Source organism: Stenotrophomonas sp. Y-13, assembly GCF_046267925.1.
In the GTDB taxonomy this organism is placed as follows: Bacteria; Pseudomonadota; Gammaproteobacteria; order Xanthomonadales; family Xanthomonadaceae; genus Stenotrophomonas; species Stenotrophomonas acidaminiphila_A.
This window is the reverse complement of the sequence record NZ_CP176501.1, coordinates 2,750,151-2,765,006: the sequence shown is the minus strand read 5'-3', so window position 1 is coordinate 2,765,006 and position 14,856 is coordinate 2,750,151. Positions and strand designations below refer to the sequence as shown.

Sequence of the window (14,856 nt, the reverse complement as noted above, 5' to 3'; positions counted from 1 at the left end):
ACGTCTTCCGATATCGCCACTTACCTGCAGCAGCACGAATCCAAGCCGCTGCTGCGCTTCATCACCTGCGGCAGCGTCGATGACGGCAAGAGCACGCTGATCGGGCGGCTGCTGTACGAAAGCAAGCGCCTGTTCGACGACCAGCTGGCCGCGCTGGAGGCCGACAGCCGCCGCCATGGCACCCAGGGCGAACGCATCGACTATGCGCTGCTGCTGGACGGGCTGGCCGCCGAGCGCGAGCAGGGCATCACCATCGACGTGGCCTACCGCTATTTCGATACCGACCGCCGCAAGTACATCGTCGCCGACTGCCCGGGCCACGAGCAGTACACCCGCAACATGGCCACCGGCGCCTCCACCGCCGACCTGGCGGTGGTGCTGGTGGACGCGCGCAAGGGGCTGCTGCAGCAGACCCGCCGCCACAGCTACATCATCTCCCTGCTGGGCATCGGCCAGGTGGTGCTGGCGGTCAACAAGATGGACCTGGTCGGCTACGACCCGGCGGTGTTCGAACGCATCGCCGCCGAGTACGCGGCACTGGCCGCGCAGATGGGTATCGCCCACGTGCAGGCGATCCCGCTGTCGGCGCTGGAAGGGCAGAACCTGTCGATGCGCTCGGCGTTGATGCCGTGGTACGACGGTCCCACCCTGATCGAGCACCTGGACACGGTGGCCATCGCCGGCCACGACGGCGGCGGCGGCCTGCGCCTGCCGGTGCAGTGGGTGAACCGGCCACACCAGGATTTCCGTGGCTTCGCCGGCACCCTCGCCGCCGGCCAGGTGCGCGCCGGCGACGCGGTGGTGGTGCTGCCGTCGGCGCGGCGTTCGACGGTGCGCGAGGTGCTCGGCCCGGATGGCCCGCTGGACGTCGCCCGCGCCGGCCAGGCGGTGACCCTGGTCCTGGCCGACGAGATCGACGTCAGTCGCGGCGACGTGATCGCCGCCGCCGGCGATCCGCCGGAAGTGGCCGACCAGTTCGCCGCGCACGTGCTGTGGATGGACGATGCCGCGCTGCTGCCCGGGCGGCCGTACTGGCTGCAGATCGGCAGCCGCAGCGTGGCCGCCAGCGTCAGCGAGATCAAACACCGGATCGACGTGAACACGCAGGACAAGCTGGCGGCCAAGCGGCTGGAGCTGAACGAGGTCGGCTACTGCAACCTGTCCCTCGACGAACCCATCGCCTTCGAACCCTATGCGCGCAACCGCGCGCTGGGCGGCTTCATCCTGATCGACCGCCAGAGCAACGCCACCGTCGCCGCCGGTACCCTGGACTTCGCCCTGCGCCGTGCCGGCAACGTGCACTGGCAGCACCTGGACGTGGATCCGGCCGCGCGCGCGCGGATCAAGGGGCAGACCCCCCGGGTGCTGTGGTTCACCGGCCTGTCCGGCGCGGGCAAGTCCACCATCGCCAACCAGGTGGAGAAGCGCCTGCACGCGCGTGGCTGCCACACGTTCCTGCTTGACGGCGACAACGTCCGCCACGGCCTGAACCGCGACCTGGGCTTCACCGACGAGGACCGGGTGGAGAACATCCGCCGCGTGGCCGAGGTGGCCCGGCTGATGGTCGACGCCGGGCTGATCGTGCTGGTCAGCTTCATCTCACCGTTCCGTGCCGAGCGGCAGATGGCGCGCGAGCGTTTCGCCCCGGGCGAGTTCGTCGAGATCTTCGTCGACGTGCCGCTGGAGGTCGCCGAATCGCGCGACGTGAAGGGCCTGTACCGCAAGGCGCGGGCCGGGCAGATTCCCAACTTCACCGGCATCGATTCGCCCTACGAACCGCCACAAGCGCCGGAACTGCACCTGTACGCCGACGGCGAGACGCTGGACGCGATGGCCGACCAGGTCGTACGGCTGGCATTGCGCTGAGGCGCGAGCCGCGGAGCACTGCGGCCGCGTTGCACGCGCGGCCGATGCTGCCCGCACCCGGGCCGGCGGCGCGGCGCTGGGCGGCGCACGTCTGCCGCCCCGGGCGGGCGCCCGCTTGCCTGCCGGCAAGGTGAATGCACGGCCGTCCTGCGCCGTCGCAGGGTCGCTTGCCGAAGTACGCGTCCGCGCCGTCCAGGGTCGTCCCCGGGCGCGGTCCGGCACTCGCGGCCGCCCGTCCCCCGGGCGCGGCCGGAAGCCATGGCGGCAGGCAATGGGTGACCCCGCCCTGGTTATGGCCCGGCCCCACCCAATGGCACATCCGGCCCGTCACTGGCGGCGGCTAGACTGCGCGATCGTGTAGCGGACGGAACGACGTATGTTGTGGCGTTTTTCGGCCACCCTGGCCGGTGGCATTGTCTTGGCGCTGGGAATGGCCGCCTGCGGCCGTGGGAGCGGCGATGCGCCGCGTGCGCAGGGCGCGCCGGTGCCGGTCACCACCCAGGTGGTCGCGCGTTCGGCCTGGAACGACACCCTGCAGGCCATCGGCACCACCCGGGCGCGCGAGTCGGTGACCGTCACCGCCAAGGTCAGCGAGATCATCGACGCGGTGCATTTCCGCAGCGGCCAGGAAGTGGCCGCCGGCGCACCGCTGGTGACCCTGCGCATCGACGCGCAGCAGGCCGCGCTGGCGCAGGCCCAGGCCACCTTCGACGAAGCCGACCGCCTGTACCGGCGGCAGAGCGAGCTGGCCACCCAGCAGCTGGTCGCCAGTTCCACCCTTGATACCCAGAAGGCGATCCGCGACGCGGCCGAGGCGCGGGTGCGGCAGATGCGCGCCGATGTGGCCGACCGCCAGGTGCGGGCGCCGTTCGCCGGCGTGCTCGGCATCCGCCAGGTCAGCCCCGGCTCGCTGGTCACCCCGACCACGGTGATCGCCACGCTCGACGACATTTCGCGGATGCATGTCGATTTCCAGGTGCCGGAAGCCGAGCTGGCCTCGCTCAAGCCCGGCGACAAGGTCAGCGGCAGCAGCATCGCCTACCCGGGGCGCAGCTTCGAGGGCGAGGTCAGCACCGTCGATGCGCGGGTCGACCCGGGCAGCCGCGCGGTCACCGTGCGCGCCGATTTCGCCAATCCCGACCATGCGCTGCGCCCGGGCATGCTGCTGGACGTGCGCGTGTTCCGCCCCGAGCGGCAGGCGCTGGTGATCCCGGAGATCGCGGTGGTCCAGGTCGGCCGTGACTCCTACGTGTTCCGGGTCCGCGACGACGCCACGGTCGAGCGCGCCGACGTCAGGACCGGCACCCGCCGCGCCGGCGTGGTGGAGATCGTGGAAGGGCTGGAGGCCGGCCAGCGCATCGTCGTCGACGGCACCGGCAAGCTGCGCCCGGGCCTGCGCATCGCCGACGCCAAGGCCGCGCCGGCCGCCGCCGGGGCCAGCGCCGAATGAAGCTGTCGGACCTGTCGATCAAGCGGCCGGTGCTGGCCGTGGTGATGAGCCTGCTGCTGGTGGTGCTGGGGCTGATGTCCTTCAGCCGCCTGACCCTGCGTGAGCTGCCGGCGATCGACCCGCCCATTGTATCGGTGTCGGTCGACTACACCGGCGCCTCGGCGGCGGTGATCGAAAGCCGCATCACCCAGGTGCTGGAAGACGCGCTGGCCGGCATCGAGGGCATCGACACCATCAATGCGCGCAGCACCAACGGCCGCGCCTCGGTGAGCATCGAGTTCACCGCCAACCGCGACATCGAGGCCGCCGCCAACGACGTGCGCGATGCGGTCAGCCGGGTCGCCGACCGCATGCCCGAGGAAGCGCGCCCGCCGGAGATCGCCAAGGTCGAAAGCGATGCCGACCCGATCATCTGGTTCAACATGAGCTCCTCGACGATGGACACGCTGGAGCTCAGCGATTACGCCGAGCGCTACGTGGTCGACCGCTTCTCCAGCATCGACGGCGTGGCCCAGGTGCGCATCGGCGGGCGCCAGCGCTATGCCATGCGCATCTGGCTGGACCGCGACCAGCTGGCCGCGCGCGGGCTGACCGTGGGCGAGGTGGAATCGGCGCTGCGCAACGAGAACGTGGAGCTGCCGGCCGGGCGCATCGAGTCGGCCGACCGCGACTTCACCCTGCGCGTGGAGCGCAGCTACGTGGCCCCGGCCGATTTCGCCAGCATCCCGCTGGGCAAGGGCAGCGACGGCTACGTGGTGCGGCTGGGCGACGTGGCCAGGGTCGAGCTGGCCTCGGCCGAGCGCCGCGCCTACTACCGCAGCAACGGCGAGCCCGGCATCGGCATGGGCATCGTCAAGACCTCCACCGCCAACGCGCTGGACGTGGCCCGCGCCACCCGCGCCGAGGCCGAGCGCATCGCCAGGACCCTGCCGGCCGGTACCCGGATCTTCGTCGCCTTCGACAACACCACCTTCATCGAGGCGGCGGTGGAGCGCGTCTATGCCACCCTGGTGGAGGCGATGCTCCTGGTGCTGGTGGTGATCTGGCTGTTCCTGGGCAGCCTGCGCGCGGCGCTGATCCCGGCGGTGACGGTGCCGGTGTGCCTGGTGGCGGCGTTCATCGCGCTGTTCGCCTTCGGTTTTTCGATCAACCTGTTCACCCTGCTGGCGCTGGTGCTGTGCATCGGCCTGGTGGTGGACGACGCCATCGTGGTGGTGGAGAACGTGCAGCGGCGCATCGACCTGGGCGAACCGCCGCTGGTCGCCGCGCGGCGCGGTACCGCGCAGGTGGCGTTCGCGGTGATCGCCACCACCGCGGTACTGGTGGCGGTGTTCCTGCCGGTCGGTTTCCTGGAGGGCAACACCGGCCGACTGTTCCGCGAGCTGGCGGTGGCGCTGGCCGCGGCGGTGGCGCTGTCGGCGTTCGTCGCGCTGACCCTGACGCCGATGATGGCGTCCAAGCTGCTGCGCCCGCACAGCGAACGCCGGCCCAACCGCATCAACCGTTTCATCGACCGCCAGCTGGCGCGGGTGGCGGCCGCCTACGGCCGGGTGCTGGACCGCCACGTACAGCGCAGCTGGGTGTTCGGCCTGGTGATGCTGGCCGCGCTGGGTGCCAGCTGGGGCCTGTTCCGGCTGCTGCCGTCGGAGCTGGCGCCGGCCGAGGACCGCGGCTCGTTCCAGATCATCATCGACGGCCCGGAGGGCGCCGGCTTCGACTACACCGTCGGCCAGGTGCAGCAGGTCGAGCGCATCGTCGACCGTTTCGTCGGCCCCGAGGAGCCGATCGTGCGCGCCAACCCGCGCGTGCCCGGCGGCTGGGGCAACAGCGAGGAAATGCACACCGGCCGCATCAGCGTGTTCCTGCAGCCCTGGCGCGAACGCCAGGAAGCCACCGCCGACGTCGCCAGCGCGCTGCAGAAGGAGCTGGACGGCCTCAGCGGCGTGCGCGTGCGCACCCAGGTCGGCGGCGGCCTGGTGCGCAGTTTCGGGCAGCCGTTCCAGGTGGTGCTCGGCGGGCCGGAGTATGCCGAGATCGCACAGTGGCGCGACCGCCTGCTGGCGCGCATGGCCGACTACCCGGGCCTGGTCGGCGCCGATTCGGACTACAAGGAAACCCGGCCGCAGATGCGGGTCAACATCGACCGCCAGCGTGCGGCCGACCTGGGCGTGAGCGTGACCGACATCGGCCGCGCGCTGGAAACCATGATGGGCTCGCGCCGCGTCACCACCTTCGTCGACAACGGCGAGGAGTACGACGTGCTGGTGCAGGCCGGCCGCGAGGGCCGCGCGTCGCCGGCCGACCTGGCGGCGATCCAGGTGCGCGCGCGTTCGGGCGAACTGGTGCCGCTGTCCAACCTGGTCAGCCTTGGCGAGGTGGCCGAGGCCGGCACCCTGAACCGCTTCAACCGGCTGCGCTCGATCACCATCAGCGCCAGCGTGGCCCCCGGCCACACCCTGGGCGAAACCATCGCCTGGGTGCAGCAGGTGGCCCGCGAGGAGCTGCCCGAGTACGCGCAGATCGACTGGAAGGGCGAGTCGCGCGAGTACCAGAGCGCCGGCGGCGCGGTGCTGCTGACCTTCGCCATGGCGCTGCTGGTGGTCTACCTGGTGCTGGCCGCGCAGTTCGAGAGCTTCATCCACCCGCTGGTGATCATGCTCACCGTGCCGCTGGGCGTGCTCGGCGCCTTCGTCGGCCTGTACGTCAGCGGCGGCACGCTCAACCTGTTCAGCCAGATCGGCATCGTCATGCTGGTCGGTCTGGCGGCGAAGAACGGCATCCTGATCGTGGAGTTCGCCAACCAGCTGCGCGACGCGGGCCGCAACGTGCACCAGGCCATCGTCGAGGCCTCGACGGTGCGCCTGCGTCCGATCCTGATGACCTCCATCGCCACCGTGGTCGGCGCGGTGCCGCTGGTGCTCGCCGGCGGCCCGGGTTCGGCCAGCCGCGGCACCATCGGCATCGTGGTGATCTTCGGTGTCGCCGTTTCCACCTTGCTGTCGCTGTTCGTGGTGCCGGCGTTCTACGCGCTGCTGGCGCCGTACACGCAGTCGCCGGAAACGGTGGCCAACGAGCTGGCCAGGCAGGAACGCGACACGCCATCGGTGGGCGGGCATGCGTGAGCCGCCCGCCATCGGCGCGGTGCGGCTGCGCCACTGGCGGGCGGACGACCTGGCGTCGCTGCTGCGGCATGCCGATGACGCGGCGGTGTCGCGCGGGCTGGGCACGCGCTTCCCGTATCCCTACACCCGTGCCGACGGCGAGGCGTTCCTGTCCGGGCAGGTGCTGGACCTGTCCGGGCCGGTGTTCGCGCTGGAGATCGACGGTGAGGCCTGCGGCGGCATCGGCGTGCAGCAGGGCAGCGGCGAGCGCCGCCATGGCGCGACCCTGGGTTACTGGCTGGGGCGGCGCCACTGGGGGCAGGGCATCATGACCACGGTCGTGGACGGTTTCGCGCCGTGGGTGATGGAGCAACTGGGCCTGTACCGGCTCGCGGCACAGGTCATGGCCGGCAATCCCGCCTCGGCGCGGGTGCTGCTCAAGACCGGTTTCATCGAGGAAGGCCTGGAGCGCCAGGCCGTGTTCAAGGATGGCGTACTGCACGACATGCGCTGCTTCGCCCGCCTGCGGGCGTGGCCGCCGGGGTCGTGACGGCCCTGCACAGGGCCCTGCAATCGTGGAAAAATCGCCGGTTCCTGAAGCCGGCACCCGCCTACCTTCAGCCATCCGGGGAGATCGTGTGGAATCCATCGTCGAATTCGTAAATGGCATCATCTGGAGCAATGCGCTGATCTTCATGTGCCTGGGCGCAGGGCTGTGGTTCACCCTGCGCACCCGCGTCATGCAGATCCGCGGCTTTGCCGAGATGTGCCGGCTCACCGTGCGCGGGCAGAAGTCCGATGCCGGCGTCTCCTCGTTCCAGGCGCTGGCCATGTCGATGGCCGGGCGCATGGGCATCGGCAACATCGCCGGCGTGGCCACCGCCATCGCCTACGGCGGCCCGGGCGCGATCTTCTGGATGTGGGTGATGGGCTTCCTCGGTGCCTCCACCTCCTACGTCGAGTCGACCCTGGCGCAGATCTACAAGACCAAGGACGCCGAAGGCCGCTACCGCGGCGGCCCGGCCTACTACATCGAAAAGGCCATGGGCCTGAAGTGGTACGCGGCGGTGTTCGCGGTGGCCACGGTCATCGCCGCCGGCTTCCTGCTGCCGGGCGTGCAGGCCAACGCCATCGCCGACAGCGCGGTCAACGTGCTGTGCACCGGTGCCGACGCCTGCGCTTCGCTGGGCGGTGCGGCCAGCATGAAGCTGTGGATCGGCGTCGCGGTCGCGGCGCTGCTGGGCGTGATCATCTTCGGCGGGGTCAAGCGCATCGCCAGCTTCGCCGAGGTGATCGTGCCGTTCATGGCGCTGGGCTTCATCCTGATGGCCATCGTGGTGATGATGCTCAATGCCGGCAAGGTGCCGACGATGTTCGCCGACATCTTCTCCAGCGCCTTCGGCGCGCATGCGGCCTTCGGCGGCATCATCGGCCAGGCCATCGCCTGGGGCGTGAAGCGCGGCATCTACGCCAACGAAGCCGGCCAGGGCACCGGCCCGCACGCGGCCGCCGCGGCCGAAGTCTCGCACCCGGCCAAGCAGGGCTACGTGCAGGCGTTCGCGATCTATTTCGACACCATGCTGGTGTGCACCTCCACGGCTTTCCTGCTGCTGTCCACCGGCATGTACAACGTGTTCCGCGAGGTCACCGAGGGCGGCGTGCAGAAGCTGGAGGCGATCGTCAGCGGCGTGCCCGGCGTGGCGCCCTCGGAGGGCGCGCTGTTCACCCAGGCCGCGGTCGAGTCGGTGCTGCCGGGCTGGGGCGCGGGGTTCGTGGCGCTGGCCCTGTTCTTCTTCGCCTTCACCACGATCATGGCCTACTACTACATGGCCGAGACCAACCTGACCTACCTGGCCGGCAGCAACCGCACCCACCCGGCGGCGACCCTGGTGCTGCGCCTGGGCATCATGGGCATGGTGGTGTTCGGCGCCTTCCACAATGCCAAGATGGCATGGGCGCTGGGCGACATCGGCGTCGGCCTGATGGCATGGCTCAACGTGATCGCCATCCTGATCCTGCAGAAGCCGGCGATGCTGGCGCTGTCCGACTACGAGCGGCAGAAGAAGCAGGGCCTGGACCCGGTGTTCGACCCGGATGCGCTGGGCATCCGCAACGCCGATTTCTGGCGCGGCAACAAGTAAGCGAGTGCAACGGCAGTGAACAGCCCCTGGAACAACCGTCGTCCCTCCGCGCGCCCGCCGCGCGCCACGCCTCTGCCGCCTTCCGGCGCGCGCGGTGACGGCGCCGGCCCGGTACGCGGCAACGACGAACTGCGCCTGTACGGCGTCAACGCGGTACTGGCGATGCACGCGCGGCGCCCGCAGGCGCTGCGCAAGCTGTACCTGGCCGAAGCGCTGATCCCGCGGCTGCAGCCGTTGCTGAAGTGGTGCGTGGGCAACCGCGTCGGTTACCGCGTGGTCGGCGAGGGCGATCTCAACAAGCTCGCCGCCACCACCCACCACGAGGGCGTGGTGGCCGACGTGCTGCGCGCCGAACCGCAGCCGCTGGCCGCCTGGCTGGCGACGCTGCCTGACGGGCCGGTGCTGGCGCTGTGGCTGGACGGCGTGGGCAACCCGCACAACTTCGGCGCGATCCTGCGCTCGGCCGCACACTTCGGAGCGGCTGGCATCCTGCTGCCGGCCGAGTCGACGCTGAGCCTGTCCGGTGCCGCCGCCCGCGTCGCCGAGGGCGGTGCCGAAGCGGTGCCGCTGGTGCGCCTGCCGGCGCTGCCGCAGGCGCTGTCGCAGCTGCGCGCTGCCGGTTTCGCGCTGGCCGCGACGCTGGTGGAGGGCGGGCAGGACCTGTTCGCCACGCCGCTGCCGCCGCGCATGGTCTACGTGATGGGCGCCGAAGGCGAGGGCATGGACCGCGAGTTCGCGCAGCACTGCGACCTGCGCCTGTCCATTCCCGGCACCGGCGCGGTGGAAAGCCTCAACGTCGCCGCCGCCACCGCGGTGTTCCTGGCGGGCTGGCGCAGCCGCCAGGCCCGGGACTGAGACCACCCCGGGGCGGACCCCGGCCAGGCGCCGCCGCAAGGCGCTCGGGTTGCCAGGGACAGGCTCGTGCGGGGTTCGTCGCCGCCGGCCTCGCGCCAGCGGTGCGGTGTATCAGGCGCAGCTGGAGATGCCTTTGTCGGCTCCGTGCCTGCGCGGATCACGCGGTGGTGGCCGTCGCCTTCCGCAGCCCGGTTCGCCGCTGCGCCGCAGGCCAACCGGGTCGTGCCCGGGCACCCGCGCCGCGCCGGGCATCGGGCGCGCGGTTGGCTGGCATGCCCCGCTGGCCCACCTCCCGTAGCCACGGCCGCGCTCTATTCACTCTGCTGGCACGGATCCGGAAAGCGCTGCACGCATCCCGCCGTTTCCCTGCCGCCGCGCGGCAGGCACGTGCCTAGCCGCGGTAGCCGTTGCTGATCGGGTAGCGCCGCTCGCGGCCGAACGCGCGGCGCGAGATCTTCGGGCCGGGCGCGGCCTGGTGCCGCTTCCACTCGCTGGTGCGCACCAGCCGCAGCACCTGGGCCACCACGTCCGGCGCATAGCCGGCGGCGATGATGTCCTCGCGCGACTGCTCCTGGTCGATGTAGCGGTACAGAATGCCGTCGAGCACGTCGTAGGCCGGCAGCGAATCCTGGTCGGTCTGGTTCTCGCGCAGCTCGGCCGAAGGCGCGCGCGCGATCACCGCCGGCGGGATCACCGGCGCCCCGCCGACCGTGTTGCGCCACTTCGACAGGCCATAGACCTCGGTCTTGTACAGGTCCTTCAGCGGCGCATAGCCGCCGCACATGTCGCCGTAGATGGTGGCGTAGCCGACCGCGTACTCGCTCTTGTTGCCGGTGGTCAGCAGCAGCCCGCCGAACTTGTTGGACAGCGCCATCATGATCACGCCACGGCTGCGCGACTGCAGGTTCTCCTCGGTCACGTCGGCGTCCTTGCCCTGGAACATCGCCGACAGCGACTGCATCAGCCCCTGGAACGCCGGCTCGATCGGGACCGTTTCCAGCTTCACCCCCAGCGCCCGGCACTGCTCGGCGGCCAGGTCGTTGGACAGCCCGGCGGTGTAGCGCGACGGCAATGCCACCGCGGTGACGTTGTCCGCGCCCAGGGCATCCACCGCCAGCGCCAGCACCAGAGCCGAATCGATGCCACCGGACAGGCCCAGCCATACCTTGTCGAAGCCGTTCTTGCGGCAGTAGTCCTGGATGCCGCGGGTGATCGCGCGCCAGGCCAGCGCGTCCATGCTTTCGTCGCCGTCGTCGATCCAGCGCATCGGCAGGAACGACCGCGTATCGGCGTCGTAGTCGACCACCAGCATTTCCTCGGCGAAGGCCAGCGCCGCCGGGTGCACCGTACCGCTGCCGTCGGCCACCACCGAGGCGCCGTCGAACACCAGCGCGTCCTGGCCGCCGACCAGGTTGACGTAGGCGATGGCGGCGCCGCTGTCGCGGCTGCGTTCGGCCAGCAGTGCGTCGCGCTGGGCATGCTTGCCGCGCTCATAGGGCGAGGCATTGGCCACCAGCACCAGTTCGGCGCCCTCGGCCACGGTCGCGGCCAGCGGTTCGGCGAACCACAGGTCCTCGCAGACCAGCAGGCCCAGCGTCACCCCGCCGACCTCGAACACGCAGTTGCCGCCGTCCGGATCGACGTCGAAATAGCGGCGCTCGTCGAACACCGCGTAGTTCGGCAGTTCGCGCTTGCGGTAGGTGGCGGCGACCGCGCCGTCACGCAGCACGCTGGCGGCGTTGTAGACCACCGCGCCGGCGCTCTGCGGCCAGCCCACCACCGCGACGATGCCCTGCACCTGCGCGGCGATGTGGGCGATCGCCTGCTCGCACCCGCGCAGGAACGACGGGCGCAGCAGCAGGTCTTCCGGCGGATAGCCGCTGACCGCCAGTTCGGGGAACAGCACCACGTCGGCGCCGTACTCGTCGCGGGCGATCTGCGCCAGTTCGATGATGCGCGCGCTGTTGCCGGCCACGTCGCCGACCGGGAAGTCGTACTGCGCCAGGGCGATGCGGAGGGATCGGGACATGATGTCGGCTGCCTTGTCGTTGCAGGCGTCCATGACGGACGCGGGGTGGGACCAGGACGCCATTATCCCAGATGTGCCGTTGACGCCCGCTGATGTCGGCCATGGCCCGGATACGGCAACGCCCCCGGCGGCGGGGGCGCTGCTGCGTTGCCACGCCCGCGCCCGCTGCCGGGCGCGTGTCGCGGTCATTCCTTGGGCGGCACCACGTCGCGGGCCTCGCTGCCGAAGCTGCCTTCGGCCTCGGCGGCCAGGTAGGCGAACACGGTGTAGGCGGCCACGTTCTGCGCCAGCGCCTTCGGGTCGATCTTGTCCAGGGTGTCGTCGGCGGTGTGGTGCAGGTCGAAATAGTCGGTCCCGTCCTGCGCCAGCCACGCCCAGGCGCCGCCCTTGGCCGCCAGCGGCCCCACGTCCGGGCCGGGGCCGCCTTCGTCCGGGCGGTACGCGATGCCCAGCGGCGCGAGCACCCCGGCGATCTGCGCGGTGGCCTCGCGCGAGCCGGCGGGGTTGCCCGAGCCGGTGTTGAACGCGTAGATGCGGCCGGCTCCGAAGTCGCTCTCGGCGGCGATGTGCTGCAGCGGGATTTCCCCCGCCTTCACCCGCGCGGCGGCATAGGCGTAGCCGCCGTGCAGGCCCTGTTCCTCGTTGGCGAAGGCGATCACCCGGATGGTGCGCCGTGGCGCCTGCCGCAGCTGGCCGATCAGGTGGCCGGCGGCCATGGTGATGCCGATGCCGGCGCCATCGTCGACCGCGCCGGTGCCCAGGTCCCAGGAATCGAGGTGGCCGCCGATCACCACCACTTCCTTCGGCAGTTCGCGGCCGGTGATTTCACCGATTACGTTCTGCGAGGTGTAGCTGCCGTCCCAGTCGCAGTCCAGGGCCATGCGGATGCGGGTCGGGCCGCGCGCGACCAGCCGCGCCAGCTGGTCGGCATCGGGCACCGACAGCGCCGCCGACGGCACCGGGGTCAGACCTTCGTCGAAGCGGGTGATGCCGGTATGCGGCACGCGGTGCGAATCGGTGCCGGCCGAGCGCATGATGTAGCCGATCGCGCCCTTGCGGATCGCCTCGGAGGGGCCGCGGCTGCGGACCGTGCCGCCGATACCGTAGTCCTCGCCGCTGCGGCTGCGGGTCATCTGGTAGTCGATGAAGGCGATCTTGCCGGCCAGTGAGCCGGCCGGCGCGGCCTTCAGCGCTTCCAGGCTGTCGAAGCGCACCACCTCGCCCTCGGCGCTGCCGGCGGGGCTGCCGCCCAGTGCGGTGATCGCCAGCGGCTGCGCATGCGCGCCCAGCACCTGCGCCTGCTCGCTGCGGCGCTCCCACTTGGGGAAGGTGACCGGTTCGGTCCATACCCGGTCGAAGCCCAGCGCCCTGAACTTGGCCTTGGCCCACTCCACCGCGCGCGCGTCGGCCTCGCTGCCGGCCAGGCGCGGGCCGACTTCGGTGGTCAGCGATTCGACCACCTTCCAGCCGGTATCGTCGGCCAGCGCCTGCTCGCGCAGTTCCACCGCCCGGGCCAGCGCCTGTTCGGGGATGCGGGTGGGGGCGGCGTGCGCAGTGGCGCAGGCAAGCACGGTGGCGATGGCAAGGGCGAGGCGGCGCATGGCGGGCTCCGGGTCGGTTGGGGCGCACCTGGGCGTGCGCGGCCGCTGCGAGGGATTCGCAGACGAAAGAAGCCGCGAGCATACGCCCGCGGCTCCGGCTGCAACCGTGCTGGAGGTCACCGCCGCGCGGCGTTACTTCCTCAGGCTGTCGCGGATCTCGCGCAGCAGCAGTACTTCCTCGCTCGGCGCGGCCGGTGCGGCGGGCGCCGCCTCCTTCTTGCGCGACAGCCGGTTGACCACTTTGACCAGCATGAAAATGGCGAAGGCGACGATGACGAACTGCACCACGGTGTTGATGAAGTCGCCATAGCCGATGACCACCGCGGGGATCTCGGTGCCGTCGGCGGCCACCCGCGCCGGCGCCAGCGTCCAGGCGAGCTTGGAGAAATCGACATTGCCGATCAGCCAGCCGATCGGCGGCATGATCACCTTGTCCACCAGCGAGGTGACGATCTTGCCGAACGCGCCGCCGATCACGACACCGACCGCCAGGTCGATGACGTTGCCGCGCATCGCGAACTCCTTGAACTCACTGATCATTCCCACGGGTTTCTCCTGTAAAGCGTGAAAGGGGGGCAGGCACAGACTACCCCGACACCGGTCATCCGGCGATCATGCCGTCGCGGCGCGCGATGTCGCCCAGCCGCGCGCTGAAACGGTCGCCGGGCCGCAGCGCGGCCACGCCGGCCGGCGTGCCCATGAACACCAGGTCGCCGGCGCGCAGCGCGTAGAGCCGGGACAGTTCGTGCAGGATTTCGGCCACGTTCCAGATCATGTTGTCCAGCGTGGCGTGCTGCCGGGTCTGGCCGTTGACCTGCAGCGACAGCACCAGCGGCGCCAGCTCGCCCACCTGCGCGGCGGGCACCAGTTCGCTGACCGGCGCCGAATGATCGAAGCCCTTGGCGATGTCCCAGGGGCCGCCCTTGGCCTTGGCCGCGGCCTGCAGGTCGCGACGGGTCAGGTCCAGGCCGACGCCGTAGCCCAGCACCAGCGACATCGCCTGTCCGACCGGGAGTACACCGTCCGGCGCATCCTGGCCCAGCGCGACCACCAGTTCCACTTCGTGGTGCAGGTCGGCGGTCGCCGGCGGGTAGGGAACCGGCGCGTCGCCGGTGACGATGGCGTCGGCCGGCTTCATGAAGAACATCGGCTGCCCGCGCTCGGCAGCGGAGGCCGGTGCATTGGCGCCCATCTCGCGCGCGTGGTCGGCGAAGTTGCGGCCCACGCAGTAGATGCGGCGCACGGGGAAGGTGCCGCCGCCCGCCACCGGGATGCGGGGAACGGGCGGAGCGGGGATCAGGTCGGTCATGGTCGGTCCGGAAGCGGGAGCTGGCGCCATGATGCCGGACGCCGCCGCCGCGCTGGTAGTACCGGTGGCCATGCGCGTGGGACAGCGGGCGCCCGCGCATCGCGTGCGCGCGGTGGCGCCGGATGCAACACGCCCGGCAGGAGCCGGGCGCGGGTGTCGAAGCCTGGGGCGGGGACGCCCGGCGTCAGTGGGCGTGCGGCAATGCCGGCTTGCGCACCACGCGGTACTCGCCGTCCATCACGTTGCCGGCGGCCTTGCCCGCGGCACGCGCCTTGCGCGCGGCCAGCAGCTTCCAGCTCAGCCCGACCAGGATCATCGCCGCGCCGACGAACAGTCCGGCCACGACCAGGACCGCGAGGATCGCCAGGCCCAGCAGGCCCAGCGCGATCCGCAGCAACGGGTTGCGTGGCTTGCGCGGCGCGAACAGGTTGCGCAGGGTGGCGAACTGGAAGTAACGGATCTGCATGTCGGCGGTATGACGATTTGGCTGGCCGAAGTATCGGT

General features: G+C 71.0%; 10 protein-coding genes and 1 pseudogene. 6 read left to right on the top strand and 5 right to left on the bottom strand.

Going from position 1 to position 14,856, the window contains the following annotated elements:
• Nucleotides 1–12: 12 nt before the first annotated feature.
• The 6 genes and pseudogenes from cysN to ACJ7VY_RS12525 all read left to right on the top strand — a co-directional run.
• Nucleotides 13–1,866, top strand: a pseudogene (gene cysN / locus ACJ7VY_RS12550) (sulfate adenylyltransferase subunit CysN); the annotation flags it as partial.
• 376 nt (nt 1,867–2,242) lie between these two features.
• The gene (locus tag ACJ7VY_RS12545) at nt 2,243–3,316 is read left to right on the top strand and encodes an efflux RND transporter periplasmic adaptor subunit (RefSeq protein WP_104939432.1); all 1,074 of its coding nucleotides are present in this window, start codon (nt 2,243–2,245) and stop codon (nt 3,314–3,316) included.
• Complete coding sequence (locus ACJ7VY_RS12540; RefSeq protein ID WP_313247628.1) at nt 3,313–6,438, top strand: efflux RND transporter permease subunit; 3,126 nt, start codon at nt 3,313–3,315, stop codon at nt 6,436–6,438. The genes ACJ7VY_RS12545 and ACJ7VY_RS12540 overlap by 4 nt, the downstream gene beginning before the upstream one ends.
• Nucleotides 6,431–6,967, top strand: a complete 537-nt coding sequence (locus ACJ7VY_RS12535) for a GNAT family N-acetyltransferase (RefSeq protein WP_104939430.1) — start codon at nt 6,431–6,433, stop codon at nt 6,965–6,967. The genes ACJ7VY_RS12540 and ACJ7VY_RS12535 overlap by 8 nt, the downstream gene beginning before the upstream one ends.
• 88 nt (nt 6,968–7,055) lie before the next feature.
• Nucleotides 7,056–8,558 (top strand): alanine/glycine:cation symporter family protein, encoded by a 1,503-nt coding sequence (locus tag ACJ7VY_RS12530; protein WP_161613315.1) that lies wholly within the window; start codon nt 7,056–7,058, stop codon nt 8,556–8,558.
• A gap of 72 nt (nt 8,559–8,630) precedes the next feature.
• Nucleotides 8,631–9,413 carry a TrmH family RNA methyltransferase gene (locus ACJ7VY_RS12525; RefSeq protein ID WP_409476813.1) on the top strand — a complete coding sequence of 261 codons (783 nt, stop codon included), beginning with the start codon at nt 8,631–8,633 and terminating at the stop codon, nt 9,411–9,413.
• Nucleotides 9,414–9,804: 391 nt separating this feature from the next.
• Here ACJ7VY_RS12525 and ACJ7VY_RS12520 read toward each other — a convergent pair whose 3' ends face one another.
• The 5 genes from ACJ7VY_RS12520 to ACJ7VY_RS12500 all read right to left on the bottom strand — a co-directional run bounded on the left by ACJ7VY_RS12520 (nt 9,805) and on the right by ACJ7VY_RS12500 (nt 14,818).
• Nucleotides 9,805–11,442, bottom strand: a complete 1,638-nt coding sequence (locus ACJ7VY_RS12520) for an NAD+ synthase (RefSeq protein WP_313247630.1) — start codon at nt 11,440–11,442, stop codon at nt 9,805–9,807.
• Between the two features lie 185 nt (nt 11,443–11,627).
• A complete protein-coding gene (locus ACJ7VY_RS12515; protein WP_409475739.1) occupies nt 11,628–13,043 on the bottom strand; it encodes a M28 family peptidase in 1,416 nt (471 codons plus the stop codon).
• A 132-nt stretch (nt 13,044–13,175) separates the two neighbouring features.
• On the bottom strand, nt 13,176–13,589 hold the full coding sequence (mscL, locus tag ACJ7VY_RS12510; protein ID WP_104939426.1) for a large-conductance mechanosensitive channel protein MscL: 414 nt from the start codon (nt 13,587–13,589) through the stop codon (nt 13,176–13,178).
• Between the two features lie 55 nt (nt 13,590–13,644).
• Nucleotides 13,645–14,352 (bottom strand): fumarylacetoacetate hydrolase family protein, encoded by a 708-nt coding sequence (locus ACJ7VY_RS12505; RefSeq protein ID WP_409475738.1) that lies wholly within the window; start codon nt 14,350–14,352, stop codon nt 13,645–13,647.
• Nucleotides 14,353–14,536: 184 nt separating this feature from the next.
• Nucleotides 14,537–14,818 (bottom strand): hypothetical protein, encoded by a 282-nt coding sequence (locus ACJ7VY_RS12500; RefSeq protein WP_161613320.1) that lies wholly within the window; start codon nt 14,816–14,818, stop codon nt 14,537–14,539.
• Nucleotides 14,819–14,856: the final 38 nt, after the last annotated feature.

Coding starts and splice junctions, on each gene's coding strand:
- ACJ7VY_RS12545 (WP_104939432.1), top strand. CDS start 2,243: ATGTTGTGGCGTTTTTCGGCCACCCTGGCCGGTGGCATTGTCTTGGCG.
- ACJ7VY_RS12540 (WP_313247628.1), top strand. CDS start 3,313: ATGAAGCTGTCGGACCTGTCGATCAAGCGGCCGGTGCTGGCCGTGGTG.
- ACJ7VY_RS12535 (WP_104939430.1), top strand. CDS start 6,431: ATGCGTGAGCCGCCCGCCATCGGCGCGGTGCGGCTGCGCCACTGGCGG.
- ACJ7VY_RS12520 (WP_313247630.1), bottom strand. CDS start 11,442: ATGTCCCGATCCCTCCGCATCGCCCTGGCGCAGTACGACTTCCCGGTC.
- ACJ7VY_RS12515 (WP_409475739.1), bottom strand. CDS start 13,043: ATGCGCCGCCTCGCCCTTGCCATCGCCACCGTGCTTGCCTGCGCCACT.
- ACJ7VY_RS12505 (WP_409475738.1), bottom strand. CDS start 14,352: ATGACCGACCTGATCCCCGCTCCGCCCGTTCCCCGCATCCCGGTGGCG.
- ACJ7VY_RS12500 (WP_161613320.1), bottom strand. CDS start 14,818: ATGCAGATCCGTTACTTCCAGTTCGCCACCCTGCGCAACCTGTTCGCG.